Below are 23,965 nucleotides of genomic sequence, written 5' to 3'. Positions count from 1 at the left end.
GCTGAATATAGCAGCGGCTGGGGACGGCAGGAGTGCCGGAAGATGAATCCGGGTCAGCGCCGGCCGGCAGCGCCCGGCCCGGCGCGGACCACCTCCAGCACGGCGGCCATGTCCAACGCGCCCAGACCTGCGTGCTCTGCCTGTGCGAACAAGGCATCGCTGGCCTCGATCAGCGGTGCATGCATGCCTGCCTCGCGTGCAGCGGCGGCCACCAGCGCGCTGTTCTTGTGTACATCGGTGATCGATGCCTGCACGGCAAAATCACCACGGGCCATCTTGTCCAGCTTGATCCGTGACACCTCACTGGCCATCGGCCCGGCATTGAGCACCTGCGCGAAGCGTTCCAGCTCGATGCCGTGGGCTTCGGCGAAGTGCACGGCTTCGGCCAGGCCGGTGACCAGCGTGATCAGGTACAGGTTCACCGCCAGCTTCATGCGCAGTGCGGACGGCACACTGCCACAGCACACCGTCTGCCGGCCCATCGGTGCCAGCAGCGGTGCCGCCACAGCGAGATCGGCATCGGTGCCGGCCAGCAGGATGACCAGTTGCGCCGCTTCGGCCTGCACACGGGAGCCGGAGACCGGCGCTTCCACGTAACGGCCACCCGCGGCACGGATCTGTTCGCCCAGCGCCTGCGAATACGCCGCCGAACTGGTGCCCATGTTGATAAGCAGGCGGCCGCGCACGCGTTCGCCGAACGCGCTGCCCTGTCGATCGAGCACGCTGTCGATGGCGTCGTCGTTGGCCAGCATCAGGATGAGGGTTTCGCAGGCTGCGAATACGTCGTGCAGCTGCTCACGGACCTCGACGCCTGCGGCACGCGCGGCGGCGTGGTTGCGGCCGGAGCGGGACCAGCCCAGCACGGCATGGCCCGCCCGCGCCAGATGGCTGGCCATGGGGGTTCCCATGACGCCCAGGCCGATGAATCCCAAAGGCATGGCTGGCTCCAGAGCAGGACAGGACGCCCATCATGCCGCAGACCGGCGCTGCGTGGCTCAGCCAGCTGCGCGCAGGATCAGTGCATACCCCACCAGCAGCAGGACACACAGCGGCAGCGTGACGAATGAAGCGATCATCCAGCGCAGCGCCTTGCGCGATGCCACCGTGGCCGGGCCGATCTGGCCGGCGGCGAGCAGCGATGACGTGCGGTTGGCGTAGACGGTGGCGACAATGCCGAAGGGCCAGAAGCCACCGAAGATACTCAGGATCGCCCACATCAGATAGTTTTTGGGGGCTGCCGGGCTAGTGTGTTCCATACGTTGAATCTCCTTGGTTGGGCGCGGATTATGCCGCCCGCTGGCGGCGCCGGGATACGGGTCCGGTGCTGCACGCTGTCCAGATATCGCTGGCGCCGCGCCACGGCCCGCGGAAAGCACGATTTCCTGGTGGTGCAGGGGCCCGCCGACCCGTGGATTTGGCGCGGCGATCTGGATATTCACGTGATTATCATCACGTTTCTCTTGAAACTCCCATTCGATAATCGGAAATGCCGGCGCCGTGAAGGCGTTGGGGAATCCGGATCCGTCCGACGTCCGCATCGTCGACCCACCGACGGCAACCCCCTGGGGGCATGGGGGCGGACAGCGTGCGCGTTGATCTGCGTGTGCAGCGGCTGGCGCGAGGCGCGGCGTAGGCATCGCAGCATCACGCAATGAAGCCAGACGCTAGGCATTGCGCGATCGCCCGGTGCAGCAGCACCGGGGCGCCATTCGCAAGGGGAGTTTCAATGCACACGCAAGTCAGTCAGATGTTGCAGCGCGCCTATCGACCGTACCGGTCCTTGCCCGACCTGCTGGGCGCGTTCATCAAGGAGTTTTCGCAACACCATGCCCTGCGTGGGGGCCGTGTCCATCTGCATGGACCAGACGCCGCCCTTGGCCAGGACGCTTCGCTCGCCACGCGCAGCCATTCGGCGCAGGCCAGCCAGCGCCTGCCGATCCGCTACGGCGGCGAGGTACTCGGCGAGCTGCAGCTGGAAGGCGAGGCGGGTGGACTGGACAGCAGTGCGCTGGCGCTGGGCGAAGCGTTCGCGCATCGATGCGCACATCTGATCAAGCGCTACGAAGCGCAAGCCTGGGCCGAACAGGCACTGAGCCGCCCGTTGCTGCTGGTCGGCGCCTGCGACGCGTTGAAGCGGATGGAGGAGTTCGTCGAGCGCGCTGCCGCCAGCCAGTTGCCGGTGCTGCTGCGCGGCGAATTCGGCACCGAGAAGATGGAACTGGCCGCGGCCCTGCACAGCTGCGGTCCGCGGCGGCGGGGGCCGTTCGTCGAGGTCAACTGCGCCCACCCACAGGAAGCGCCTGCGGACTGGTTCGCGCGCGCCCGTGGCGGCAGCCTGTACTTCCACGAGGTGGATGAGCTTCCGGTTCCCTTGCAGGCGCAGCTCTCGCATTGCATCCGCGAGCTGGAGACCGCCACGGTCCAGCCCGGCCAGGCCCGCGCGATCCGGGTGATCGCCTCCACCAGTGCCGACCTTGAGCAGCGTGTGCGCGAGCGGCAGTTCTCGCGGGCGCTGCTGGCCGGGCTGGAGTTCCTCACCGTGGACATTCCCCCGTTGCGCGAGCGCAGCGACGACATCGACGCACTGGTGGCGCGCTCGCTGCAGATGCATGGGTTCAACCCGCAGGTCATCAGCGAGGACGTGCTGGACGCGCTGCGTAGCCATGACTGGCCCGGCAACCTGCTGGAGATGGAACGGGTGGTGGTGCGCCTGGCGGTGATGACCGGCGGGCGCAGCATCCGTCGTGAGGACCTGCTGCGGCATGCGCCTGGCCTGATGCTGGGCGAAGCGGCGGTGGACGCGGAACGTCCGTTGCCCGAGGGGGAGACGCTGCAGGCGGTCGGGGCCGCAGCGCAGGCCGCGGCTTCGACGGCGCCTGCGCCGTCGCACGACGGCCTGCACGATGGCCTCAAGCGTGCGCTTGCCTACCTGAAGGATCACGCCGCCGAGCCGGTCACGCTGGGCGATCTGGCGCGCCAGGCGCATGTGAGCCAGTCGCACCTGGGCTTCCTGTTCCGCAGCGAACTGGGCACCACCTTCAAGCTGCTGCTGCAGCAGCAGCGCATCGAACACGCCAAGCAGCTGCTGCGGGGCGGGCAGCGCCTGCGCATCACCGATGTCGCATTGCAGGTCGGCTTCGGCGACCTCAGCCACTTCGAGAAGAGCTTCCGGCGCCTGGTCGGGGTCAGCCCGCGCAGCTACCGGCGCATACCGGAACAATGAAAAACCCCGGCGCAGGTTCAGGCCTGCCCGGGGTGTGCGCATCACCGCAGCGGACGCTACCTGGCGTTCGCTTCGGCGGCCCTGCGTACGGCTTCCTCGGCGGCCTCATCGGCGCGCCGGGCGGCTTCGGCGGCGGCTTCGACGGCCTGCTGCGAGACCATCATCGCCTGGCGGATGCCTTCCTCGCTTGCCGCCATCGCGGCGTCGGCCAGTTCCTGCGCAATCTGCATGGGGGTTTTGCCGCCGGGACGGTCCGGCGTGGGGAATGGAGAGGGTGGGATCGGGAAGGTCATCGCAGGAACTCCTTCTGGGGCTGGGGAGGAGGAGCCGTCGTTGCGCTCCCCCAGGATGTGGCGCAATGCCGCCTGGGCATCGGCCAGGATCTTCTGTGCCTGCTGCCGCGCGGCCTGACGGCCGGCAGCCACGGCCACGCCGGCGGCCGACGCCAGCGCGGCGGTGGCTGCCGGCACGCCATCAGGCCCGGGGGCGGGTGAGGGCGGGCTCACACTTCGTCTGCCTGGTAGCCGATCTCGGCCTCATCCTCGGCAAAACGACGCGTTCGGCGGTAGTCCTGCAGGGTGATGACGTTGTCCTCCACCTGGATGCGCGCCTGTTCCTTGGAGCCATCGATGGCGAACAGCACGCTGGCACCGTCCTGGCCGAGCTGGCCGCGCGAGACCGGATGGTTGTCGAGGAACGCCTGTGCGCTGCGCAGTTGCCGACGCGCGGCCTCGCGCCATCGTTCGCCATCCAGCTGCAGCCCATCGCCATCGCCCAGGAACATCGCGACCTGCTGCGCGGCCAGCGAAATGCGGGCGTAGCCGATGTGGCGGTTTGCCGCCAGTGTTTCGGCAATGGCGGCGCGCACCTGCTCGGGTGATGGAAGATGCGAAAGCTGGGGCCCATCCAGGTAGCCGAACAGCATCGGCAGCAGGGTCTGCAATGCGTGCGTGGCGCGTTCCAGGCGCAGGTCGCTGTTGCCTCCCGGCCGAGAAGCACGCAGGTAGAAGCGGAAATAGTCGGCGAATTCGATCGGCCTGCGTGCGTGCTGCAAGGCGAAACGGGCCGCTTCGGCCTGGGCCTCGCTGGGCGGGCTATGACCGCCCTGCTCCAGGGCCAGCTGGTACAGCGCCAGCGATTCACGGAAGTCGAGCTGCAGCAGCAGCGGCGCGTCGCCGGCGCCAACGGCCGCGAGGAAGGGCCGGTATGCGCCCAGTTCCTTGTTGCTCAGCAGGCCGTGCCGGACCAGCACGCTCTGCACTTCATTCGACAGCAGGTTGCTGGGCGGGCTCGATTCCAGCTGGCGCAAGGCTTCAAGTTCGTCGGTGTGAAGGCTGAGCAGCTTGACCGGGCTCACCTGCAGGCCGGCATTGGGAAGCCAGGCCATGCGTGAACCATGCAGGCCCTGCTGCACGCCTTCGAGCATCGCGCCTTCGTCTGCAAAGGCGTATCGATGCTCGTGTGAATCGATGGCCCACTGCAGCCAATAGTGGCCGCCATCGACGAACGGCAGCACGCGCTTGGTTCGCGAACTGAGCTGGCCGGGATGGGGAACGGGGCGACCGTCGATGAAAACGCTCATGCGTGGCTCTCCTTGCGGCCTCACTGGGCCGGAAAATCCTTGAGGACGGTCGCAGCGGCGCTGCCGACGCGGGTGAAGTCGTCGGTGGCCCCCTGCATCATGGTCTGCGCCTGCGTGAGCACCCTCGCATATTTTTCGTCTCCCGTCGCCAGGTACTGGGCCATGGCCACGCCGGCGGCGGTGGTTGCGATGGTGGAAACGTTGCGCAGCGCGTCGGCGGCGTCCTGCACGGCAATCGCCGCGGACTGGGCCACCGACTGGTAGGCCTTGCCGGCGCCACTGGTCTTCACCACGGTCGTAGCCATGGTGGCCGTCTGCACCTGGTTGATCACATCGATGACCTGGGCGTTGACGTTGCTCGGGTCCATACGGGCTCCTTGATGGGCGGGGGCGGCCGGAATGCAGCCGCAGCACGGTCACGGCGTGGCGTCGGGGCTGCCGGCGGCCGCGGTGGAGGGGGAGTCTGGCGCGGGGTCGTGGGCGGGACCCGCTGCCGGTTCCGGACCGGGCGTGGAGTCGGGCGCAGGGCCGGGCGTGGGCGCCGCGCCGTCGCCTGCAAGCTGTTCGAGCGTGTGCAGGCTGGCGGTGGCGGCCGCAGCGTCGGCAGTGGCACCGTGGGTCTGTGCCTGCAGGACGCTGATGGCGGTCTTTCCTTCTGCGGTAGCCGCGGCGATCACCGCCGCAGGCGAAGGTGGCGCCGGCACCGGCGCTGGCAGGGGGATGACCTGCGGCGGTGGCGGCGGCGGGGGAAGCGGCGGCGGCGGTGGCACCGGCCAGGGGGCATTGATCATCTTCGCGCAGGCGGCGGTGACCGCGGCGTTGCTGACCATGCCTGCGCCCTGTTGGCGGGCAACCGCGTTGTGCATGGCCGTGCCCAGCGTCTCCAGCATCACCATGTCGAGCATGCTGAAGGACTGCGCCGGCCCCTGGGCCACCAGCAGGGTCGAGGCGGCACTGACGCTGTCGACGATCTGGCTGTTGACGGTGTTCTCACTGCTCATGATGGAACGGCTCCCTTCTGGATGATCAGGGCCAGGACCTGGGCCAGGCTGGCGCCGGCGGTGACCTGGCCGCGTTGCTGGTTGGCCACGGCGTTCTGCATGGCCAGGCCAAGGCTGTCGGCCATCGCCAGGCAAGTGGCGGACATCGCGAACGACGGGGCGAGGGCGATCGCCAGGCCCGAGCCGGCGCTGGCAGCGTCCAGCAGGTAGCCGGTGGCAGGCGATGCGGCCATCAGACAGGGGCCCGGCGTGACGCCACCCGGGCGGGGGCGCTGAGGGGGGCGTCACGCCGGGCCGACACGTCAGCGCAGACCCAGGATTTCGCGGGTGGCTACGCCGTTGGAGGCAGTGTCGATGGCATACAGCGTGGACACGCCCTGGGTGGTCGAGGCCTGCATGGTCACGTAGGACTGCTGCTGGTTGTTGGTGGCGTTGTGCGCGGCGTTGGACAGTGCCTGGCTGGTGGCCACGAACAGATTACCCATTGCGATGGCCGGCGCATCACCAAGGACCTTGGTGTTGACCTGCGAAACCGAATCGGTGATCTGGCTGTTGACGGCGGTGGGAAATGCCATGGTGGAAACTCCTTGGGTGGACAGCACTACAGGAACGGAGACTGCCGGCACTTAGTGGAATCAGCCGAGAATCTTCCGGGTGGCGGCGCCGGTGGCGCCGGTATCGACGGCGTAGAGCAGTGCAACGCCCATCGTGGTCGCGGCCTGCGCCGTGACGTACATCTGCTGCTGGGCGAGCGTCGCGTTGTGGGCTGCATTCGCCAGGGCCTGTGCCGTGGCCTGGTACAGCGTGCCCATCGCCGTGGCGGGGGCCACGCCCAGCACCTGCAGGTTGGCCTGGCTGACCGAATCGGTGATCTGGTCGTTGACGGCCGTGGGAAATGCCATGGCTCAGCTCCTTGCCTGCCGGCGCATCACGCGCCGAGGATCTGCTTGGTGGCCACACCGGTGGTGGCGGTATCGATCGAGTACAGCGTGGCCACGCCCATGGTGGTGGCCGCCTGCGCGGTCACGTAGGACTGCTGCTGGGCGTTGGTGGCGTTGTGGGCGGCGTTGGCCAGGGCCTGCGCGGTGGCCTGGTACAGGTTGCCCATGGCGACGGCGGGCGCGTCGCCCAGCACCTTGGTGTTGGCCTGGGTGACCGAATCGGTGATCTGGTCGTTTACAGCGGTCGGGAATGCCATGTCGAGCTCCTTGAGGTTGGCGGATCAGCTACGGAACGACGGATCAGGAACCGAGGCCGCGGACGCGGGTGCTGAGGATTTCCTTGCTGGCCACGGCCGTGGTGGCGGTGTCGATCGAGTACAGCGTGGCCACGCCCATGGTGGTGGCCGACTGCGCGGTCACATACGACTGCTGCTGGGCGTTGGTCGCGTTGTGCGCCGCATTGGCCAGCGCCTGTGCGGTGGCCTGGTACAGATTGCCCACCGCCACGGCGGGCGCATCGCCCAGCACCTTGGTGTTGGCCTGGGTGACCGAATCGGTGATCTGGTCGTTTACCGCGGTTGGAAATGCCATGTCCTGCTCCTGCGAAAAGGTGGAAGTGCGTGGTATCCAGTTTCACGGTGCGTGGTGCGTAACTGCGTGTGCTTCACCGTGGATGCAGAGTAGAAACAAGCGCTGCTGCTGGATTGGTGGAATCGACGGAGAATGCGGGGGAAATGGTGTGAAGACGGCTGCGGTGATGCGGGTGATGCCGTCGCCGCATCATCGATTTCTCCGCATCCGCGTCGGCCGCCTACTGCTGCTCAATGTAGCGGGCCATGCGCAGGTACCAGTCGATGGACTGGGACTCGGCAAAGCGTCGCTGCCTGCGCTCCCACGCCGCAAGGGCTAGCCCTCCGGCGGGCATCGGCACGGGCACCGGCCGCAGCGTGTCGGGAATCGAGACGGGCTGGAATGTCCCCAGAGAGCTGCTCAGCTCGTCCTGCGCCACGGTGCAGACCGCATCCAGTTCCCAGTCGACTACCGATCCGGCGGTCGGCCGATTGAGCCAGCCGGTCTGGGCCATCAGGTTCGCGTTGATCCGTGTCACCAGGTCGGCGATGTCCTGGCCGCCGGGCAGGTCAAAGCAGACCAGGTAGAAATCGGCACCTCCCGGCGCGGTCTGGAACAGCGTGTGGTAGGCCATCACATAACCTGCGTCCAGCTCGACCCCGGTTTCTTCCTGGAATTCCCGCCTGGCCGCCTGCTCGGCGGTTTCCGCATCCGACATGCGTCCCCCGGGCAGTGCCCACTGCCCGGCCTGGTTGACCAGGCGCGGCGATTGCGAGCCGGCCCAGCCCGAAATGCGCCGCTGTGCGGCGTTGACGGTCGCCTGCAGGTTCGGGTCCGGCCATGCGGGGATGCCTACATTTTGAAGTTGGACCCAGGCCGGCACGGCCCCTCCACCCGCGACCCAATCGGCCGCCCCCATGGCGGCGGCCCGGTCCACGGCGGCCAGTACCGTCGGCAATGCTGCCTGCAGCTGCGCCAGGACCTGGCCGGCGTTGTTGACCGCAACGGCCGCTTGATTGATGGCATCCCGCGTGGCGACGCCATTGGCGGCAGCCCCCGCCGGCCACGCAGACGTCGCTGCAAGCACGGCATTGGCCAGCGACGCGTTGATGGCGGCGACCGCGCCGGCATTGATGGCGCTGCCTGCGGCAACGTTCACCACCGTGGTCAGGGCGGACGCCGCCTCGGCCACCAGCACGGGCGCGGCATAGCCGCTCCACCAGGCATTGGTGATCTGCTTGCGTGCAATCAGGTACTGATCGTCCGAGCGAAGTGTTGCGTAGACCTGTGTCATTTCGTTTCTCCGGTTGAAACAGCGTCGTGCCTGCCGCAGTGCATGGAAGGGCGGCAGCGCGGATCAGGGCGATGGGTCAGTGGTTGCGATGCTCGATCAGGTAGGTGAATTCGTTCCGCGTGTTCTCACGCGGTGCAGTGGGCGGGAGGAGGGTGTCGTAGCGGGCCTCCCACGCCGGGGTGTTGCGCCGATCGAGGAACGGCCGATCCTTCTCGTCAGGGAGATCCGGTGGCCCGGGCTTGTCCGGGGAGAGGTGTTTCAGATGCTCGGCCAGGCTTCCGGCCACCTCGACCACCTTGTCGTAGAGCACCTGTCGCCGCTCAGGCTCGGCGAACTCTTCCAGGTCGGTCCATTCGATGGTCGATCCCATCGCCTTGATCCGCTCCATCCCTTTCCAGTTCAGAAGCGCGTTCTCCCACACGTCGGTCCTGGCCAGCACCCGCGGCAGCTCGGTGACGGCCCAGGTATAGGTCTGCAGGTTCTGGGTGCGCATCACATCCATCAGCGAGGCCTTCAGCCAGATGCCGGTGAGGTCTTTCAGCGCACTGTGGTACGGGGCCCAGTCACCCAGGATCACCTCCGGCTCGTCGGCATCGATCGCGCGGGTGGACCCGGCATCCCAGGCCTTCTGCTGCAGCTCCAGCTGCGGCGCTTCCCCGAGTTCGGCCAGGGCGCCGGTCAGCAGTTTTCCAACCACCAGGTAGAGCAGGGCGGAGCGGCCAATCGCCTCGGGCGCGAACAGCTTCCTCGCCTCCGGTTCCACGCCGAGTGCACGCTGGTATCGGCACCACGCCTGCAGCAGGACATGCCGCCAGTACCAGGCCGTCAGCTTCTGCCCGGCCTTTTCGCCACTCAGCTCCTGCTGTGCACGAACCGCTTGCGAGTAGTGCTTGTCGTGGGTCTTGTACATCATGTACAGGAAGTAGCCGCTGAGCGTCATCGGCAGGTTCATCTGCGAGGCGTAGCCTTCGGACCAGAATTTGCTGCAGCGGGCGAGGATGATGCCCGGGGTATAGCTTTCCCAGTCGAGCTTGCGCAGCTTGTGGCGCAGCAGCCCGGCGGGAATGTTGATGCCATCGTCCACATTGCCGACGTTCAGCCCTTCGCCCACCTCCTTCCAGCTGGCATAGTCGATGGCCTTCAGTGCCACCAGCTCCAGCTTCAGCTGGCCCGTGTTGATGTGGGTGTTGAGCAGTTCGACCAGCTTGGGTGCGAACTGTCCCGCCCAGTCGCCGAGCGTGATGGCGTTGACGCCCTGCGTCTCGGCTTTCTGGATGGACGCCTGCAGCATCGCCACAAGCTGTTCCTTGAAGGCGTAGGCTTGATCAATGGCGCCGAAGCGCAGCGGCGGCGTGACGAGTTCGAAGACGTTGCCGGAATCGGATTCGAGCTTCCATGGCTCGGTGCCAGCGATGTCGAAGCAAGCTGCGACCACGTGGGTGAACGCGAAGATCACGCTGTCGTGCGTGCAGAACTCGATCTCGATGCCATACGTGTTGTCGGGCAGCGCCTCGCCGCCCTTGCCGATGTCGATGCCCTGGACGGTCGGGCGCTTGCTGACGATCCAGCCAAGCTGGCCGTCTTCTGCGATGTTTGCCATGCGAATGCCCCTGCATGAGTGCGCGACCGGGAATGGCCGGCTCAGGGGCATGCTAGAAACGGGGAGACTGCGGGAATCGGCGAAATCGACGCGCAATGCGGTGCCGTTGCGTGGATCGGCACCGATGCGGCGGAATCGACGACGGCGGGCCACAGCCACGCCGTCGCCGGGCCACGGGGGCTAGAGCATGTACGGGATCTTGAAGGCCAGGGTGAAGTCCGGGGCATCCGGGGTCAGGCCGATGCCGAGCAGGGTCACCAGGGTGGTGTGCTGGTTCAGCGCGTAGGTCACGCCTAGGTTCAGCGACGCCGCATTGGCATCGCTGCCGATCACCTTCATCCACTGCCCGCCCTGGAAGCGGGTCGAGGCGCGGGCGCTGATGCGGTCGCTGAAGGACAGGCTGAGGCTGGTGCGTTCGTTGAACGCGAACGCCACGCCGGCGCCGAAGTACACCGAGCCGCCGAGCTTCACATCGCCAGGATTGACGGTGTCTGGATTGCTGTCGATGTCGTTGAAGCCGCGCGGGAACGAATGCACGTAGCCCAGATTGGCGAACAGGATGGCCGGGTCGGCGGTCTTGACCATCGACAGGCCTACATTGGCCTGCCAGACGCCATTGCCAGTGGGCTGTTCTTTGGGCACGGCGAAGCGGATGTAGTCATCGTCGTCGCGCTCGATCACCTTCCAGTCCAGGCCGTAGGGCGCGCGCCCGGTGGGTGCGGTCACCCCGGCGGTAAGCACGGTTTCAGGCCGCCAGCCGCGCTCACCGAACAGGCGGTAGTTCGCGCTCAGGCCAATATCGCCCAGGCCATTGCCATTGGTCTGTTCCTGGGCGATGGCGGCGGCCGCACCCCCGGCACCGCCTTTCTGGTACACCGTGCGCCGTGCGAGGTACGGCATATCCAGGTTGAGCGTCAGGTTCGGGCTGACGCCCCAGCGTGCGGCCAGGTTGTAGGTGAGCGAATCGGATTCGACGTTCTCGATGGCGATGTTGCCGAGGAAGATCGCATCCAGTGCCAGGAAGCCGTTGAGGGTGAGCTGCTTGCGGTCATAGCGGGCGTAGGTGAGGCTGTTCTCGATGGTGAAGCGGCGCGAGAACAGGGCCGATTGCTGCTGCTTCACATCATCCACGCTGCGCCGCGACTCCTGCCTGGCCTGCTGCGCTTCGGCCGCAGTGCTCGCGTAGCCTTCGCCGCCGGGCGCTGTCTGTCCCGGCGCTGCCTGTAGAGTCGAGCCATGCTCGACTTCCATGCCCGTGCCGGCTGCCGCCGCTGTTGCCGGCCCGGCAGGCCCCGTGCGCCCACTCAATCGCGCCTGCATCGCCTGCACCTGCATGTCGAGCTCGCGCAGGCGTCGGACTTCCTGCGCGTAGTTGCTCTTCAGCTGCTCCAGCTGGTTGGCCAGGGCTTGCACGTCGGCGTTGTCGTCGGCCGTCGGCGGCGCGGCGAGGGCGGTGCCCGCCAGCGCCGCCAGCGCCAACGGGGTGATCCTCAGAAGGGTATGCATGTTCGTGTCCTGCGTTGTGGAACGCCTCCCCCAATGCCGCGCCGTACTACTGGCCCGGCCCCATGCCGCGGTTCAACGCAATCGCCTGGGCCACGTTCTGGCTCAACGGCAGGTTGCCGCCCGCGGTGTTGCGTACCAGCTCCAGCCGCAGCTGGTTGCTGGCTGCCTGGCCGTCACCGGCCAGGGCAATGCCCTGGCCGACGCTGCCATTGCGTATCCATTGCTGTACCAGGCCCTGGCCATCCACCTGCAGCTGCAGGCGTGCCTGATTGCCACCGAGCACGGCGCTGGCGCTGACCCCGGCCTGCTGCGCGCTGGCCGAGCGCGCGCCATCGGACTGCATCGCGGGAACGTCGCCGTCACGCACCAGCAGCGTGGTGGTGTTGCGCGCGGCGTTGCCATCGCCGGCGACCTGCACGCTCTGCACCAGCCCACTGACGTTGGCAAGGCCGCTGCTGTCGACGCTGCGGCCCGCTGTGACAGGCAGCGGCGCGTCGGCGGCGGTGACATGCACGCTGGGTTGGAAGCTGAGCTTCGGCGCACCACCGGCTCGGAAATCCATGCCCAGGGTCAACGTGCCCTGCAGGGCCGTGCCATTGCTGGCCTGCCACTGCGAAACCATCGTCACCCCGAACCAGGCAACGCTGTTGCCGCCCACCGTGTAGCGGCCGCGCATCAGGTTCAGTTCGGGGTCGGGAATTTCCTTCAGGCCGCGACCCGGCGCGGAGTCCGCCGCCCGCACCGTCAGCGCGGGAAGCATCAGCAGCAGGGTCATCAACAGGGGAAGACGGATCATGGCGAAGCCTCCTTCAGAACAGGTCGGCATGGCTGAAGCCGAAGTCGACCAGCTCGGCATCGGTGATCGGCCCCTGCCGCGCGTAGAGCGCGCGGGCACTGGGCCGTTCGCTGGGTTGCAGCAGCACCGTGTTGCGGTCGAAATCACTGCCGATAACCACGAACACGGCGCGTGACGGCCACGCGGCGAGGAAGTCCGGCAGTGCCAGGCTGCGGTTTCCGAGGATCGGATCGGCCACTTCGACGATGCCTTCGCGCACCTGCTTGAGCACCACGAAATGGCGGAAACCGCGCACGTCCATCAGCACCAGCCCGGGCACGCGCAGGGTACGCAGGCGCGCTTCGTCGATGCGGTAGCCGCGCCCGCGCATGCCCAGTGATTCCACATAGCGCTTGATGTCCAGCAGCGAGAAGCCGCGCTCGGCCACCAGTGCCGGGTCTGAAACCCCCATCATTCCCTGGATCACCGTCGTCTCGTCGGTGTCCAGGTGGTAGGCATGGCGCAGGATGGTGGCCAGTGCCGCCGCGCCACAGCTGTAATCGGTGTGCTGGCGCACCACGTGGCGGTAGCGCCGCTCCTGCATGCTCTCCACTTTCTGCTGCAGCAAGGCGCCATTGGGCAGTACCCCGCTGAAGCGCACCTCGCCCGCCCACGCAGGGTTGATGCCCAGCAGCAACAGGCACGCCAGCAGCCAGGTTGAAGGTCGGCAGCAGAACATCGCGTTCTCCGGCAGCAGGGGGGAGCCCCTGTTCCAAGGGGGAGGAGGAACAGGGGCTCCCGGAACCCGGTCATTGGCGGATGGCCGGGGTGTTGCGCTTACTCGCCGCTGCCACCACCACCGCCGGTGCTGGGCTGGGCGACTGCCAGGGCGAGGCTGTTGGCCTGCAGGTTGCCGGTACCCGATGCCACGTTCACGCCGATGTTGCCGGAGGCGCCGGAGAAGGCACTGCCCGACAACGCCGAGGTGTTGGTGGCATCGACGTTCACCCAGCGCGTGGTGCTGACCGTGCCGCTGAGGCTGGCGTACAGATCGGCCACGCCCAGCTCGACGAACTGGCTGGTGCCGCTCTCACGCGTGTCGAAGCCCAGGCCGCCCACCCCCGGCCGGTTGGGGTTCATCGTGGCGTTCTGGATCTCGTTGTCCAGGTCGATGTGGCCGGTGCTGTTGCCACCCGGATGCGGCAGTGCGCCGTTCCACGTATCCAGGTAGTAATTGGCCATCTGGTAGGCATTGCCGGTGCCGCGATAGGTGCCGGCGCCGTAGCCCAGGGTCAGGCCACTGACGCTGCCGCGCATGCCCACCTGTACGGTGTCGGTGTAGGACTGCACGAAGCCGGCGTTGCTGACGGTGTTGCCGGTGGAGACCTGGTTGGAGCTGATGCTGGATTGGGCAACGGCCGTGGTCGCCACCGAGGCGGCCAGCGCGTTCTTCTGCTCGTTGTTGTTGCCCGACGCGATGTTCACGCCGATGTTGCCCGAGGCACCGCCGAAGGCATTGCCGCCAAGCGTGGCCGCATTGGTGACGCCAGCGTTCTGGGTGACGTTGCCGAACCCGGCCTGGTTGACGAACACTTCGGCGTCGGCCATGCCGAAGCTGAAGGACGCATCCGCCGCCGACAGCGATGCGGCGTTGTCCTGCGCGTTGTTGTCGCCGGACACCACGTTGAAGCCGAGATTGCCAGACGCGCCTGCGCCTACGCTGTCGCCGATCGAGGCACGGTTGGTGACCAGGCTGTTGCTGGTGGCGTTGTTGCTGATCGACTGGCGGTTGTCGATCACCGCGATGGCCGCCGAATCGAGGTCGATGTCACCGGTGATGGTCGGATCACCGGAGAAATTGACGTCGGTGCTCAGGCGCAGGTCCTTTTCCAGGTTCACGTCGACGCCGTGATTGTTCTTTTCCTTGCGCTCGTCGGCCTGGATGTTGCTGTGCTTCTGCACATTGACGTTGACGGTGCGGTTGCGTACGTCGTTGTCGGTGTGATTGTGGGTGTCGTTGCGGGTTTCGCTGACGGTGTGGTTGTGGTTGATGTTCGCGTTGGCGTTCTGGTTGTCCCAGCCATTGGCCGCAGCGGCGGTCGAGGCAGTGGCAATCGCCATGGCGAGCATGGTCCGGTTGACGGTCGCTTTCATGGTGCCCTCTCTCTCATCGGATGGTGCATCGGTGGGTGGTTGTCACGGGCGGTCCTGCACGACCAGGCCGAGTACGTTGGCCGTGTCGTTGCCGCTGCCCGCGATCTGATTGAGTTGCAGGACCCCGTCGAATCCCCGCAGTGCGGTGCTGGCTACACCGGCGCTGCGGGTTCCCGTCGCAGCGCCGTGATCGACGCCGTCCCGCCCCCCTGCCAACGCGGAACCTTCGGCGGCCAGGGCCGTGTCGTCGGTTTCGCGTATGCCCTGTCGGGCCAGCGTCGCGCTGACGACGTTGAGCGTCGTGTTGGCGCTGCCGCTGGCCTGGTTGATCGAAGCAATGCCGCTGGCGCCTGCCAGTGCCTCACCGCCGATGTGCGCGGCGGCATGCAGGGGTGCGGACAGCACCCGGTTGCCGTTCTGCAGCTGTTGCGCGCTGATGGCCACATCGGCGCGTTCAGCGCGGGCGATGCCGCGCAGATTGGCCTGCAGGTTGAAATCGCCTGCCGCCTGGTTCACCGCGATGGCGCCGCTGGCACCTGCCAGTGCGCGGCCCTCGATGCGGGCCAGGTCCAGATAAGCGAGCATGCCGCTGTAGTCGTCGGCCGATGCGGACAGCGGCGCGGCGATCACCGCCAGCAGCGGCCACGCCAGGGCCTTCACTTGCCACCTGCCGGGGCGGTGCCCTGCAGCGGGAACTGGCCCAGCGCGCCGCGCACCGTATCGGCGATGCCACGGGTGCTGTTGCCGACCGCGCCCAGCGGGCCACTCATCGTGCCGCCAAGACTGCTGCCGACCATGCCGTCGCCGTTGCGGCCCAGCGTGCCGCCCAGGGCCTGCTGGGTAACGCGTTCAACGGTGGTGCCGCCCGGCGCGGTCGTGGGAGTGATATGGCCTGCACCCATTCCCGCGTAGTCGGCATCGCTGAGCTCATCCATTCCGGAGGCCGGGTCACCGCTTCCGAGCGCCGCGGCGACCTCACGCTGCGGCTTCGGATCGGCGATCAGCGCGATGCCCGGCGGTGCCATGCGGTAGGCCGGCCGGGCCGCGACATCGCGCAACAGGACTATTTCGCCCGGTTGTGCCTTCACCCCCTGGCGGGCGCCGGACGCGCCTGCACCTGTGGCGACGGCCAGCAGGGCAAGGGCCAGCGATGCAGCCAGGCCACGAATCAGGGTGGTGCCGTCCATGCCGATCTCCCGCGATGGGTGCGGCGGAACCACGCATCAACCGTGCCAACTGCCAAAGGCTGGTGCAGCAGCCGATGCCGGCGGTACGGCGGGGTGGGGTGCTGCCCGGCTGTTACAGCGGCGTCGGGAAATTGTTGGGATTGCGCAACCCGCAGGCGCCACAGGGCAAGGGGACGGCCGACTGTCGCATTGTTGTTACAGGTGCCGTCGCGGACTGCAACGGTGCCGCTTCAGCCGGTGATTTCTTGACGCGCTGCTCATTGCGCGGCCGTTTAGCGTGGCGCTAGGATCCGCCCAACAAAGGCCGCCGAGGTGGCCGTGGAAGTCCCGGCGGAGGGCGGCACGCCGGCGATCGACTGACAGCCCGCCGACGGTGTCCGGATGCTGGGGGAAGCATGGCGGCGGTCCCGGAAGCTTCAAGCTCGCGCTGTGTGCTGTGGTTTGGCCAGCCGCTGCCGAACGAGCGCAGTGCGCTCGCGGCCGCAGGATGGTATGTGCGCAGCATTCAACCCGACCCTGGCATGGCGATCGGGCTGCGTGGCCGTGATCGATTGCTGGCCGTGCTCGATCTTCGCCACCTGGACGCAACGGCGTTGCAGCTGCTCGCGCCATGGATCGAACAGCACCGGCATCTGCCCTGGCTGGCGGTGCTGCCGCCAGGCGCAGGCGCCACACCGGCGGCATGGTTGCCCGTGCTGCAGCACTGCCCTGCGCGGTTCACCCTGCCATTCGGCCTGCAGGACCTGGTCTGCGCGATGCGCAGCCAGTTCGAGGCGGATGATCCACCTACCGACGAGGCCTGCGCAGGGCAGGGGCCGCGCGCATTGATCGGCGAAAGCCCGGCGCTGCATGCGGTGCGCACGGTGCTGCACAAGTTCGCACCGGTGGAGCTGCCGGTGCTGGTCACAGGCGAAACCGGCACCGGCAAGGAGCTGGCCGCGCATGCGCTGCATGCGCTGTCCGGGCGTGCCGGCAAGCCCTTCATCGCAGTGAACTGCGGTGCGATTCCGGCCAACCTGGTGCAGTCGGAGCTGTTCGGTCACGAGCGCGGTTCCTTTACCGGCGCCGACAAGCGCCAGATTGGCGTATTCGAATCCGCGCAGGGCGGCACCGTGTTCCTGGATGAGGTGGGCGATCTGCCCGCCGAGGCCCAGACCAGCCTGCTCCGGGTATTGCAGGAGGGGACGTTCGAGCGTGTCGGCAGCAGCCAGTCGCTGCGTGCCGATGTCCGCGTGCTGGCCGCGACCCACGTGGAACTGGAACAGGCCGTGGCGCAGGGGCGGTTCCGCAGCGATCTCTATTACCGGCTCAACGTGCTGCGCCTGCTGATGCCGCCGCTTCGCGAGCGCGGCGCCGACGTGCTGCTGCTGGCCGAGCACTTCCTGCGTTGCTTCCGGCGGCGCCACACGGTGCGCGCACGCGGCTTCTCGCCCACAGCAAGCCAGGCGATGCGGCGCTTTGGCTGGCCCGGCAATGTGCGTGAACTGCTCAACCGCGTGCAGCGGGCGGCGATCATGGCCGAGGGCGAACTGATCAGCGAGCGTGACCTTGAACTGGGTGAGCCGGCAGAGGCGCTGCCCAGCGCGATGCTGCACGACGCACGCGGCCAGGCCGAACGCGATGTACTGCTGCAGACGCTGCGCCACACCGGCTACAACGTGTCTGAGTGCGCCCGGCAGATGCAGATCTCGCGGGTGACGGTGTACCGGCTTTGCCGCAAGCACCGGCTGGAGCTGCCGGCACAGCGCTGAGCCGGGTTGACGCCGCCGCCCGTCCCCCCCAGTCTGCGGCCAACGACCGCCGCCCTTGCCCTGCGCGAATGAACCAGAGCCCCGAACTGCTGCGCCGCCTGCTGCGTGCCAAGGACCGGATGGACCGGGCCAGCCATGAAGACTGGCCGGTTGCCCGCCTGGCCGAGGTCAGCGCGGTTTCCCCCGCCCACTTCGCGCGCTCGTTCAAGCAGGCCTTCGGCCTGCCACCGCACCGTTACCTGCTCAGCCGACGCATCGAACGGGCGGTGGCGCTGCTGCGCGACACCGAGCTGGCGATCACCGAGATCGCGGCGCAGACGGGCTGGACCAGCCTGGGGACCTTCGGCCGGATCTTCCGCGACATCACCGGCGACAGCCCGGGCAATGTGCGTGACCGCGAGCGCGCTGGGCACGCCGTGGCGGGGGTCGTACCCGAGTGCCATGCCCGTGCGGCGCAGCGGCCAGACCTCAACATGGCAGTTTTGGAGAAGCGCCGCCGCCAGGCCGTTGCTAACGTGGACCGCACCTGAGGGAGGTCCCATGACGAATACCGTGAACACGGTCGGCCTGTACGTACGCGACCAGGATGAAGCACTCGAGTTCTACGTCGGCACGCTCGGTTTCGAGGTGCACACCGACGTGCGCAATGGCAGCTACCGCTGGTTGACGGTACGCAGCCCCAACCAGGACGGTCTCCAGCTTGGCCTGTTCGTTCCGGGTCCGCCGACCCATGACGCCGCTACGGCGAAGGCGCTGCAGCAGCTGGTAGCCAAGGGGGCGATGCCGCCGCTGGTGCTGGCGGTGGACGACTGCCAGGCACGCTATGCGCAATGGCAGGCAAAGGGCGTGGAGTTCACCCAGGCGCCGGTCGAGCGCTTCGGCGCCATCGACGCCGGATTCCGTGATCCGTCCGGGAATGGCTGGAAGATGATTGAAGCCCGCTCCGAAGCGAGGCGTCGTCAATGAGTCGCGGTGGTTGGGCGCGGCCGGTGCACCGCTGGACCTCGATCGTGTTCACCCTGGCGGTGATCGCCAACTTCGTGGCGCGCGCGATGGGGCAGGGTGAGCCTGCGGCGTGGATCACCTACTCACCGCTGCCCCCGTTGTTCCTGCAACTGTTCACCGGCCTGTACCTGTTCGCGCTGCATTACGCAGCAAAGCACCGCAGCGCCGCGCTGGGCGCTGCGGGCTGAGCGTGGATCAGGCGACCGCGTCGACCGCGTAGCCGGCAAGCAGGGCCGGCAGGTCTTCCATGCGCTGGAAGATGACCTGGGCACCGGCCGCGCGCAGCGCCTCCGGCGTGCTGTGGTGCGGACCACCTTCGCTGAAGCCGAACACGGTGGCGCCCGCTGCCACACCCGCGGTGGCGCCGGTCACGGTGTCTTCAATCACCGCGCAACGCTTCGGGTCCACGCCCAGTGCAGCGGCGGCCGCCAGGTAGACATCCGGGTGCGGCTTGGTGTTCGGCATGTCCTGGCCGCTGTAGACGTGGTCACCGAAGGCATCGAGGATGCCGACCTTGCCCAGCTGCAGCTGCACCTTGTGCAGGTCGGCACCGGAGGCACAGGCGATCCGGCCGCCGGTAGCAGCCGCGATCGCGCGCACCGCCTCCGGCGCACCCTGGATGGCCTGCAGGTCACGCTCCAGCGCGATGTTGCGCTGCAGGCGGAATTCCTCCAGCCATTCCTCGGTGAACGGCTTGCCGGTGCGTTCCTCGATCAGGCCGGCCAGATGGGCCACCGACTGGCCGAGGAAGACTTCACCCGCCTGTGCCGGGGTCAGCGGCCAGCCACGCTCGGTCAGCATTTCGGAGAGCACGCGGGCCACCAGCGGCTCGGAATCGACCAGCACGCCGTCACAGTCGAACAGCACGGCATCGAAGGGAAAACGGGACATCTACAGCTCCTGGGGCAGGCGGTTGGGCGCGGGTATCCGCCATTTTCCCATAGCGGCGAGGACGAGGCACCCGACGATCACAGGGTGCGTCGACGCGGCGGGCCGATCAGCTCAGGTCGCAGCCCGCCGGCTGCGGCCAGGTGGTGGCCGGCAGCATGTTCTTCAGCGAGGCCGGCGCATTGATGGCCACGTAGCTGGCACCCAGCAGATCTTCCAGGTCGGCGATGGTGACCAGGTAGCTGTCCAGGCTGCCCAGGTTGGCTTCATTGGGGATGATCCAGCTGATCGCCTTGGCGGTGCCGGTGTTCGGGTCGCGGGTGATGATCGTCTTCCAGAAGAATTCCGGCGTCGGGATGCCGTGGCTGGACAGGAAGTAGTCGTTGGAGGCGTCGCCGTAGACCACACCGCCGTAGACATCAACCGGCGCGATGTCGCGGTAGCACTCGGCCACGTTCTCGGCCTTTACCCAGATGCCCTGGTTGAAGCTGGACACCTGCGGCACGATGTTGGTCATGTAGTTGGCGCGGCGGATGTAGGTCGCGTCGTAATCCATGTGGTTGGAGGTCACCAGGTGGCCGCGGTCATAGCCGGACCGGATGCTGGCATACGAGGCGGTGCTGGTCTGGCCGAGGCAGCCGGCCGGCAGGTCCGGGTCCTTGTAGAAGCTGGACGGACGCGCGGCCGAGCCGGTATCGGCGGTGAGCGTGTATTCGTAGCGGGTGGCACTGTGGATGCTGCAGTCGTAGGTCAGCACGAAGCCGCCCTTGTTGAGGGTGACGACCTGGGCCTGGGCGGCGCCGGCGAAGGCGCTGAGGACGAACGCGAGGAAGAAGCTTGCAAGGCGCATTGCGGTGCTCCAGCAGAAGATTCAGGGCGCAGCCGTCCGCCACGACCAGGCCGGTGCGAGGTCGGGGAATCGGTTGCGGAGAGGGGTGCTGCGGACTGCGGTGAGACGTGACCGCGATGACAGGGCCGCGGAGGCCGTGCGGTGTCGTAAGCGTCACAAGCTGGCGTCTTTCGGTCAATGACGAAACGACGAAGCTGTGACAGCGCGCAAGCACTGGCGATGCGTCAGATGGAGGAGGACGTAGCTGAAACGCGGGCGTGCTAGGGCGTCGCGTTGCCTGCCATCACGGTATGTGGGGCAGATGGCGCCCGTGCCGCAAGGCAGAAGAGGTGCCGCCTCATGACGTCGATCCGTGCTTGGGACCCGGCGCGATCAGTGCTCCGAGCGGCAGGCGAAGCAGCAAACGTCATGCTGCGACGCAAGGTGCCAGCCACCATTCGCACTGGTACGGTCCGAGCCGTTGCACCACCACCGACGGGGAGAGACGACGATGCGCAAGGTTCTGCTGCTGTTGCTCCTGCTGACCGGGTTGGCCCCCAGCGCCTGGGCCGCTACGGTCAAGACCACCCACCGGACCATTCCCAGCTGGGATGGAACGCCTCTCGGGGCCTTTGTCATCGAACCCCAGGATGCGGGTAGCGGCCGGTATCCGCTGCTGGTGATGCCCAGCAGCTGGGCCGTGCCCAGCGTCGAGTACGTGGGCGTGGCGCAGGCGCTGGCACGGCGTGGCTATGTGGTCATCAGCTACAGCTCGCGTGGCTTCTGGGAATCCGGCGGCAGCATCGACATCGCCGGGCCGGCCACGGTCGAGGATGTCAGCGCGCTGATCGACTGGGCGCTGGACAACACCCGCGCCGATCCGGCCCGCATCGGCGTTTCGGGCATCTCCTACGGCGCCGGCACCAGCCTGCTGGCGGCGGCACGCGATCCGCGCATCAAGGCGGTGGCCGCGCTCAGCGGCTGGGCCGATCTGCAGGCCTCGCTGTACAGCAACGACACCCCCAGCGCGCAGGGGATCGCCCTGCTGGTGGCGGCCGGATTGGCGACCGGGCGGCCCGGCACGGAGCTGGCCACCATCAACCGCAATGTGCTGGTTGGCAATTACCAGGGCGCAGTGGACTCGCTGCTGCCGGTGGCGGCCCAGCGCAGTCCTGCGGCCAGCATCGACGAGATCAACGCCAACCAGCCGGCGGTGTTCCTGGCCAATGCGTTCAACGACAGCCTGTTCCCACCGGGCCAGCTGGTGGACTTCTTCAACCGGCTGAAGGGGCCCAAGCAGCTGCAGCTGCGCCACGGCGACCATGCGCTCAACGAAGCGTTCGGGGCACTGGGCATTCCCAACGAGGTCTACGACCAGGTGGGCGACTGGTTCGATCACTACCTGAAGGCGGTGGCCAATGGCATCGATCGCCAACCGGCAGTGCAGCTGAAGTCACAGAAGGGCAGCTGGAGCCGCTATCCGGACTGGAAGGCGACCATCGACGGTGCCGTCAGCTACGGGCTGACCGCACCCTCAGGCCTGCTGCTGCCGACCGGTGGCCTGGCCGAGAAGGGCGGCACGACCGGCTGGAACTACCGCATCGGCAGCGGCCTGCTGACCGCGGCCAATTCCGGCGTGGCGATGGCCTCCGGCGCGCTGCAGATGATCAACCTGCCGCCGGGTGCCTACGTGCCGTTTGTCGGGCGGAGTGCTGCCGGGGTCTGGCAGGGGCCGGTGCAGTGGAGCGCGCGACGCCTGGATGGCGCGCCGGAAGTGCGCCTGACCGTCACCCCCAGCCGTGCCAACACCACGCTGTATGCCTACCTGTACGCCGAGGATGTGCTGGGCAACGGCCAGCTGATCAGCCACAAGCCGTACACGCTGCGTGGCGCCACGCCAGGGCAACCGAAGACACTCGACCTGCGCCTGGAAGCGAGCAGCTGGAACCTGCCTGCAGGCAGCCGTCTGACCCTGGTGGTCGACACCGTGGACCTGCGCTACGCCGGCATCAGCCAGCTGGGTGGGACGGTGACCTTCAGCTCGCCGGCCGGCATGCCCTCGGTACTGAAGGTGCCGCTGCATTGAAACTGGCCTGGACAGGGATGGACCCATGACCATCGCGTGGCTGCTGCTGGCAGCGGGGCTTGTTGCGCCAGGCGTGGCAGGCGCAGCGACGGATTGGCGGGGCATGCTGTTGACCGACCTGGAGGCTGCCGACGCGGCGATGCGCGGCAGTCATCCCGGCTCGGTTGACCGGCAGAACCCGGGATTCGTGATCCAGTTGCGGGACGCGCTGGCCGCTGCGCGGTCACGTGCGGACACAGTCGACAGCTTCGCCGGCTACTGGTGGGCCATGAAGGGTTACGCGGCCTCGTTCAATGATGGCCATGTCAGCCTCAATGCGCGTGCCGCTGCGCCGGAGCTGCCGACGCGGTGGCCGGGCTTCTTGACCGGCTTCGACGGCGACGTGCAGGTGGTGATGAGCGTGGACGATGGCCCAGGCCATCCGCCGTTGGGTGCACAGCTGTTGTCCTGTGACGGCGTCGATGCGGCGATGCTGGCCGCGCGCCGGGTGGGCGACTTCAGTGGGCGCTGGAACCTGCAGTCCAGCCGCATCCAGGGTGGTGGCGAAGTACTGCTGGAGCAGGGTAACCCCTTCCTGCCCACGCCGCGCCGCTGCGTGTTCCGCGCCGATGGGCGTGAGACGGCGTATGCGCTGCAATGGGCGCCGCTCGATCCAGCGCAGCGCACGCAGCGGCTGGCCGACGCCCGCCGCAGTTTCCGGCCGGCCAACGGTTGGCACGCCCTGCCCGGGGGCGGCTACTGGATCACCACCAGCAGCTTCAATGCCGATCCGGCTGCGCAGAATTTCAAGGAACTGACAGCGCTGCTTGAGGCGCTTGCGCGGCTGCCCGAACCGCTGCAACAGGCGCCGCTGGTGGTGCTGGATGTTCGCGGCAACACCGGTGGCGCGTCGCAGTGGAGCATCGAACTGGCGCGATTGATATGGGGGCGTGCTGCCGTGGATGCGTTGCCGGACCACAGCTGGGTGGAATGGCGGACGTCGGATGCCAACATCGCGCAGCTGCGCGGCTTCCTGCAGAAGCTGGAACAGGCGCCCGATGCATCGCCGGAGCTGCTGCGCATGCTGGAAACCGTGACGCAGGGAATGGCACAGGCACGCGAGCGGGGGGAAGCCCTGTGGCGTGAGCCGCCGGAGCCCAAGGCGAGTGCGGCGCCGGCGTCCGCGCCCGTCGTACCCGTGCGCGCGGGCAGGGTGGTGATCGTGGCCGATGCCGCCTGTGGTTCCGCCTGCCTGGATGCGCTGGATCTGTGGAAGCGCCTGGGTGCGGTGCAGGTGGGTGTCGAGACCTCGGCCGACAGCCTGTACATGGATGTGAGGCCGGACATGCTGCCCAGCGGGCTGGCCCGGATCTCGGTACCGATGAAGGTGTTCCGTGGGCGGGTGCGCGGTTCGAACGAGCCTCACGCACCGGATCGCCGCTATGAAGGTGACATGCGCGATACCGCTTCACTTGAGGCATGGATACTGGGCGATGCGGCCGCGCGCGACGGTTTCACTCATTGACGGATGACGGACGGCCTTGCGGGTACAGCGCGAGGCCGGATCCCCCTACCGCGCAGCCTCAAGATCACC

General features: G+C 67.6%; 28 protein-coding genes. 7 read left to right on the top strand and 21 right to left on the bottom strand.

Annotated elements, in window-relative coordinates:
- Window positions 1-53: 53 nt before the first annotated feature.
- Both N5C18_RS14240 and N5C18_RS14235 read right to left on the bottom strand, forming a co-directional pair.
- Window positions 54-938, bottom strand: a complete 885-nt coding sequence (locus N5C18_RS14240) for an NAD(P)-dependent oxidoreductase (RefSeq protein WP_279944846.1) — start codon at window positions 936-938, stop codon at window positions 54-56.
- 57 nt (window positions 939-995) lie between these two features.
- Window positions 996-1,538 (bottom strand): CD225/dispanin family protein, encoded by a 543-nt coding sequence (locus N5C18_RS14235; RefSeq protein WP_279944845.1) that lies wholly within the window; start codon window positions 1,536-1,538, stop codon window positions 996-998.
- A 188-nt stretch (window positions 1,539-1,726) separates the two neighbouring features.
- Between N5C18_RS14235 and N5C18_RS14230 the strand changes: the two genes are divergently transcribed.
- Window positions 1,727-3,223, top strand: coding sequence for a helix-turn-helix domain-containing protein (locus N5C18_RS14230; protein ID WP_279944844.1), 1,497 nt, complete (start codon window positions 1,727-1,729; stop codon window positions 3,221-3,223).
- Window positions 3,224-3,279: 56 nt separating this feature from the next.
- On the opposite strand, the gene N5C18_RS14225 is transcribed toward N5C18_RS14230, so the two are convergent.
- The 17 genes from N5C18_RS14225 to N5C18_RS14145 all read right to left on the bottom strand — a co-directional run bounded on the left by N5C18_RS14225 (window position 3,280) and on the right by N5C18_RS14145 (window position 15,833).
- Window positions 3,280-3,729, bottom strand: coding sequence for a hypothetical protein (locus N5C18_RS14225; protein ID WP_279944842.1), 450 nt, complete (start codon window positions 3,727-3,729; stop codon window positions 3,280-3,282).
- A complete protein-coding gene (locus tag N5C18_RS14220; protein WP_164242886.1) occupies window positions 3,726-4,805 on the bottom strand; it encodes a hypothetical protein in 1,080 nt (359 codons plus the stop codon). The genes N5C18_RS14225 and N5C18_RS14220 overlap by 4 nt, the downstream gene beginning before the upstream one ends.
- Before the next feature lie 20 nt (window positions 4,806-4,825).
- On the bottom strand, window positions 4,826-5,173 hold the full coding sequence (locus N5C18_RS14215; protein WP_006479484.1) for a hypothetical protein: 348 nt from the start codon (window positions 5,171-5,173) through the stop codon (window positions 4,826-4,828).
- A 48-nt stretch (window positions 5,174-5,221) separates the two neighbouring features.
- Window positions 5,222-5,806: a RebB family R body protein gene (locus tag N5C18_RS14210; RefSeq protein WP_053511974.1), complete on the bottom strand. Its 585-nt coding sequence runs from the start codon at window positions 5,804-5,806 to the stop codon at window positions 5,222-5,224.
- On the bottom strand, window positions 5,803-6,039 hold the full coding sequence (locus tag N5C18_RS14205) for a RebB family R body protein (protein ID WP_279944841.1): 237 nt from the start codon (window positions 6,037-6,039) through the stop codon (window positions 5,803-5,805). Before N5C18_RS14205 ends, N5C18_RS14210 begins: the two co-directional genes overlap by 4 nt.
- 69 nt (window positions 6,040-6,108) lie before the next feature.
- Window positions 6,109-6,381: a RebB family R body protein gene (locus tag N5C18_RS14200; RefSeq protein WP_005416651.1), complete on the bottom strand. Its 273-nt coding sequence runs from the start codon at window positions 6,379-6,381 to the stop codon at window positions 6,109-6,111.
- 60 nt (window positions 6,382-6,441) lie between these two features.
- A complete protein-coding gene (locus tag N5C18_RS14195; protein ID WP_006446865.1) occupies window positions 6,442-6,708 on the bottom strand; it encodes a RebB family R body protein in 267 nt (88 codons plus the stop codon).
- A 26-nt stretch (window positions 6,709-6,734) separates the two neighbouring features.
- Window positions 6,735-7,004: a RebB family R body protein gene (locus tag N5C18_RS14190; protein ID WP_005416649.1), complete on the bottom strand. Its 270-nt coding sequence runs from the start codon at window positions 7,002-7,004 to the stop codon at window positions 6,735-6,737.
- A 43-nt stretch (window positions 7,005-7,047) separates the two neighbouring features.
- Window positions 7,048-7,338, bottom strand: a complete 291-nt coding sequence (locus N5C18_RS14185; protein ID WP_005416648.1) for a RebB family R body protein — start codon at window positions 7,336-7,338, stop codon at window positions 7,048-7,050.
- A gap of 220 nt (window positions 7,339-7,558) precedes the next feature.
- Window positions 7,559-8,611: an NUDIX domain-containing protein gene (locus N5C18_RS14180; protein WP_279944839.1), complete on the bottom strand. Its 1,053-nt coding sequence runs from the start codon at window positions 8,609-8,611 to the stop codon at window positions 7,559-7,561.
- Window positions 8,612-8,687: 76 nt separating this feature from the next.
- Window positions 8,688-10,307, bottom strand: a complete 1,620-nt coding sequence (locus N5C18_RS14175) for a hypothetical protein (protein WP_279944838.1) — start codon at window positions 10,305-10,307, stop codon at window positions 8,688-8,690.
- 84 nt (window positions 10,308-10,391) lie between these two features.
- Window positions 10,392-11,717 carry a transporter gene (locus tag N5C18_RS14170; protein WP_279944837.1) on the bottom strand — a complete coding sequence of 442 codons (1,326 nt, stop codon included), beginning with the start codon at window positions 11,715-11,717 and terminating at the stop codon, window positions 10,392-10,394.
- 46 nt (window positions 11,718-11,763) lie between these two features.
- Window positions 11,764-12,513, bottom strand: a complete 750-nt coding sequence (locus N5C18_RS14165) for a hypothetical protein (protein ID WP_279944836.1) — start codon at window positions 12,511-12,513, stop codon at window positions 11,764-11,766.
- A 13-nt stretch (window positions 12,514-12,526) separates the two neighbouring features.
- Complete coding sequence (locus N5C18_RS14160) at window positions 12,527-13,231, bottom strand: C39 family peptidase (RefSeq protein WP_279944835.1); 705 nt, start codon at window positions 13,229-13,231, stop codon at window positions 12,527-12,529.
- 98 nt (window positions 13,232-13,329) lie between these two features.
- Entirely contained in the window at window positions 13,330-14,646 is a 1,317-nt protein-coding gene (locus N5C18_RS14155; protein ID WP_279944834.1) for an adhesin, read from the bottom strand.
- Window positions 14,647-14,688: 42 nt separating this feature from the next.
- On the bottom strand, window positions 14,689-15,306 hold the full coding sequence (locus tag N5C18_RS14150; RefSeq protein WP_164241235.1) for a hypothetical protein: 618 nt from the start codon (window positions 15,304-15,306) through the stop codon (window positions 14,689-14,691).
- Window positions 15,303-15,833 carry a hypothetical protein gene (locus N5C18_RS14145; protein WP_053449819.1) on the bottom strand — a complete coding sequence of 177 codons (531 nt, stop codon included), beginning with the start codon at window positions 15,831-15,833 and terminating at the stop codon, window positions 15,303-15,305. Before N5C18_RS14145 ends, N5C18_RS14150 begins: the two co-directional genes overlap by 4 nt.
- A gap of 395 nt (window positions 15,834-16,228) precedes the next feature.
- Between N5C18_RS14145 and N5C18_RS14140 the strand changes: the two genes are divergently transcribed.
- From N5C18_RS14140 to N5C18_RS14125, 4 genes are all read left to right on the top strand, one after another.
- A complete protein-coding gene (locus tag N5C18_RS14140) occupies window positions 16,229-17,584 on the top strand; it encodes a sigma-54 dependent transcriptional regulator (RefSeq protein WP_164241236.1) in 1,356 nt (451 codons plus the stop codon).
- 68 nt (window positions 17,585-17,652) lie between these two features.
- The gene (locus N5C18_RS14135) at window positions 17,653-18,114 is read left to right on the top strand and encodes a helix-turn-helix transcriptional regulator (protein WP_053508538.1); all 462 of its coding nucleotides are present in this window, start codon (window positions 17,653-17,655) and stop codon (window positions 18,112-18,114) included.
- Between the two features lie 10 nt (window positions 18,115-18,124).
- Window positions 18,125-18,550, top strand: a complete 426-nt coding sequence (locus N5C18_RS14130) for a VOC family protein (protein ID WP_053508536.1) — start codon at window positions 18,125-18,127, stop codon at window positions 18,548-18,550.
- Window positions 18,547-18,777: a hypothetical protein gene (locus N5C18_RS14125; protein ID WP_053508534.1), complete on the top strand. Its 231-nt coding sequence runs from the start codon at window positions 18,547-18,549 to the stop codon at window positions 18,775-18,777. Before N5C18_RS14130 ends, N5C18_RS14125 begins: the two co-directional genes overlap by 4 nt.
- Before the next feature lie 7 nt (window positions 18,778-18,784).
- Here N5C18_RS14125 and N5C18_RS14120 read toward each other — a convergent pair whose 3' ends face one another.
- A complete protein-coding gene (locus N5C18_RS14120; protein ID WP_053508532.1) occupies window positions 18,785-19,480 on the bottom strand; it encodes an HAD family phosphatase in 696 nt (231 codons plus the stop codon).
- Between the two features lie 106 nt (window positions 19,481-19,586).
- Window positions 19,587-20,327 (bottom strand): DNA/RNA non-specific endonuclease, encoded by a 741-nt coding sequence (locus N5C18_RS14115; protein ID WP_279944833.1) that lies wholly within the window; start codon window positions 20,325-20,327, stop codon window positions 19,587-19,589.
- A 490-nt stretch (window positions 20,328-20,817) separates the two neighbouring features.
- On the opposite strand from N5C18_RS14115, the gene N5C18_RS14110 reads away from it, so the two are divergent.
- Window positions 20,818-22,392 carry an alpha/beta fold hydrolase gene (locus N5C18_RS14110; RefSeq protein WP_279935195.1) on the top strand — a complete coding sequence of 525 codons (1,575 nt, stop codon included), beginning with the start codon at window positions 20,818-20,820 and terminating at the stop codon, window positions 22,390-22,392.
- Window positions 22,393-22,417: 25 nt separating this feature from the next.
- On the top strand, window positions 22,418-23,896 hold the full coding sequence (locus N5C18_RS14105; protein WP_279944832.1) for a hypothetical protein: 1,479 nt from the start codon (window positions 22,418-22,420) through the stop codon (window positions 23,894-23,896).
- Window positions 23,897-23,965: the final 69 nt, after the last annotated feature.

Source organism: Stenotrophomonas sp. GD03930, assembly GCF_029839665.1.
Taxonomy (GTDB): Bacteria; Pseudomonadota; Gammaproteobacteria; order Xanthomonadales; family Xanthomonadaceae; genus Stenotrophomonas; species Stenotrophomonas forensis.
This window is presented reverse-complemented; position numbering and strand designations above follow the sequence as displayed.

Excerpts from the sequence above, each read along its gene's own strand:
- N5C18_RS14240 (WP_279944846.1), bottom strand. The coding sequence starts at position 938 with ATGCCTTTGGGATTCATCGGCCTGGGCGTCATGGGAACCCCCATGGCC.
- N5C18_RS14235 (WP_279944845.1), bottom strand. The coding sequence starts at position 1,538 with ATGCGGACGTCGGACGGATCCGGATTCCCCAACGCCTTCACGGCGCCG.
- N5C18_RS14230 (WP_279944844.1), top strand. The coding sequence starts at position 1,727 with ATGCACACGCAAGTCAGTCAGATGTTGCAGCGCGCCTATCGACCGTAC.
- N5C18_RS14220 (WP_164242886.1), bottom strand. The coding sequence starts at position 4,805 with ATGAGCGTTTTCATCGACGGTCGCCCCGTTCCCCATCCCGGCCAGCTC.
- N5C18_RS14215 (WP_006479484.1), bottom strand. The coding sequence starts at position 5,173 with ATGGACCCGAGCAACGTCAACGCCCAGGTCATCGATGTGATCAACCAG.
- N5C18_RS14210 (WP_053511974.1), bottom strand. The coding sequence starts at position 5,806 with ATGAGCAGTGAGAACACCGTCAACAGCCAGATCGTCGACAGCGTCAGT.
- N5C18_RS14205 (WP_279944841.1), bottom strand. The coding sequence starts at position 6,039 with ATGGCCGCATCGCCTGCCACCGGCTACCTGCTGGACGCTGCCAGCGCC.
- N5C18_RS14200 (WP_005416651.1), bottom strand. The coding sequence starts at position 6,381 with ATGGCATTTCCCACCGCCGTCAACAGCCAGATCACCGATTCGGTTTCG.
- N5C18_RS14195 (WP_006446865.1), bottom strand. The coding sequence starts at position 6,708 with ATGGCATTTCCCACGGCCGTCAACGACCAGATCACCGATTCGGTCAGC.
- N5C18_RS14190 (WP_005416649.1), bottom strand. The coding sequence starts at position 7,004 with ATGGCATTCCCGACCGCTGTAAACGACCAGATCACCGATTCGGTCACC.
- N5C18_RS14185 (WP_005416648.1), bottom strand. The coding sequence starts at position 7,338 with ATGGCATTTCCAACCGCGGTAAACGACCAGATCACCGATTCGGTCACC.
- N5C18_RS14180 (WP_279944839.1), bottom strand. The coding sequence starts at position 8,611 with ATGACACAGGTCTACGCAACACTTCGCTCGGACGATCAGTACCTGATT.
- N5C18_RS14170 (WP_279944837.1), bottom strand. The coding sequence starts at position 11,717 with ATGCATACCCTTCTGAGGATCACCCCGTTGGCGCTGGCGGCGCTGGCG.
- N5C18_RS14165 (WP_279944836.1), bottom strand. The coding sequence starts at position 12,513 with ATGATCCGTCTTCCCCTGTTGATGACCCTGCTGCTGATGCTTCCCGCG.
- N5C18_RS14160 (WP_279944835.1), bottom strand. The coding sequence starts at position 13,231 with ATGTTCTGCTGCCGACCTTCAACCTGGCTGCTGGCGTGCCTGTTGCTG.
- N5C18_RS14155 (WP_279944834.1), bottom strand. The coding sequence starts at position 14,646 with ATGAAAGCGACCGTCAACCGGACCATGCTCGCCATGGCGATTGCCACT.
- N5C18_RS14145 (WP_053449819.1), bottom strand. The coding sequence starts at position 15,833 with ATGGACGGCACCACCCTGATTCGTGGCCTGGCTGCATCGCTGGCCCTT.
- N5C18_RS14140 (WP_164241236.1), top strand. The coding sequence starts at position 16,229 with ATGGCGGCGGTCCCGGAAGCTTCAAGCTCGCGCTGTGTGCTGTGGTTT.
- N5C18_RS14135 (WP_053508538.1), top strand. The coding sequence starts at position 17,653 with ATGAACCAGAGCCCCGAACTGCTGCGCCGCCTGCTGCGTGCCAAGGAC.
- N5C18_RS14130 (WP_053508536.1), top strand. The coding sequence starts at position 18,125 with ATGACGAATACCGTGAACACGGTCGGCCTGTACGTACGCGACCAGGAT.
- N5C18_RS14125 (WP_053508534.1), top strand. The coding sequence starts at position 18,547 with ATGAGTCGCGGTGGTTGGGCGCGGCCGGTGCACCGCTGGACCTCGATC.
- N5C18_RS14120 (WP_053508532.1), bottom strand. The coding sequence starts at position 19,480 with ATGTCCCGTTTTCCCTTCGATGCCGTGCTGTTCGACTGTGACGGCGTG.
- N5C18_RS14115 (WP_279944833.1), bottom strand. The coding sequence starts at position 20,327 with ATGCGCCTTGCAAGCTTCTTCCTCGCGTTCGTCCTCAGCGCCTTCGCC.
- N5C18_RS14110 (WP_279935195.1), top strand. The coding sequence starts at position 20,818 with ATGCGCAAGGTTCTGCTGCTGTTGCTCCTGCTGACCGGGTTGGCCCCC.
- N5C18_RS14105 (WP_279944832.1), top strand. The coding sequence starts at position 22,418 with ATGACCATCGCGTGGCTGCTGCTGGCAGCGGGGCTTGTTGCGCCAGGC.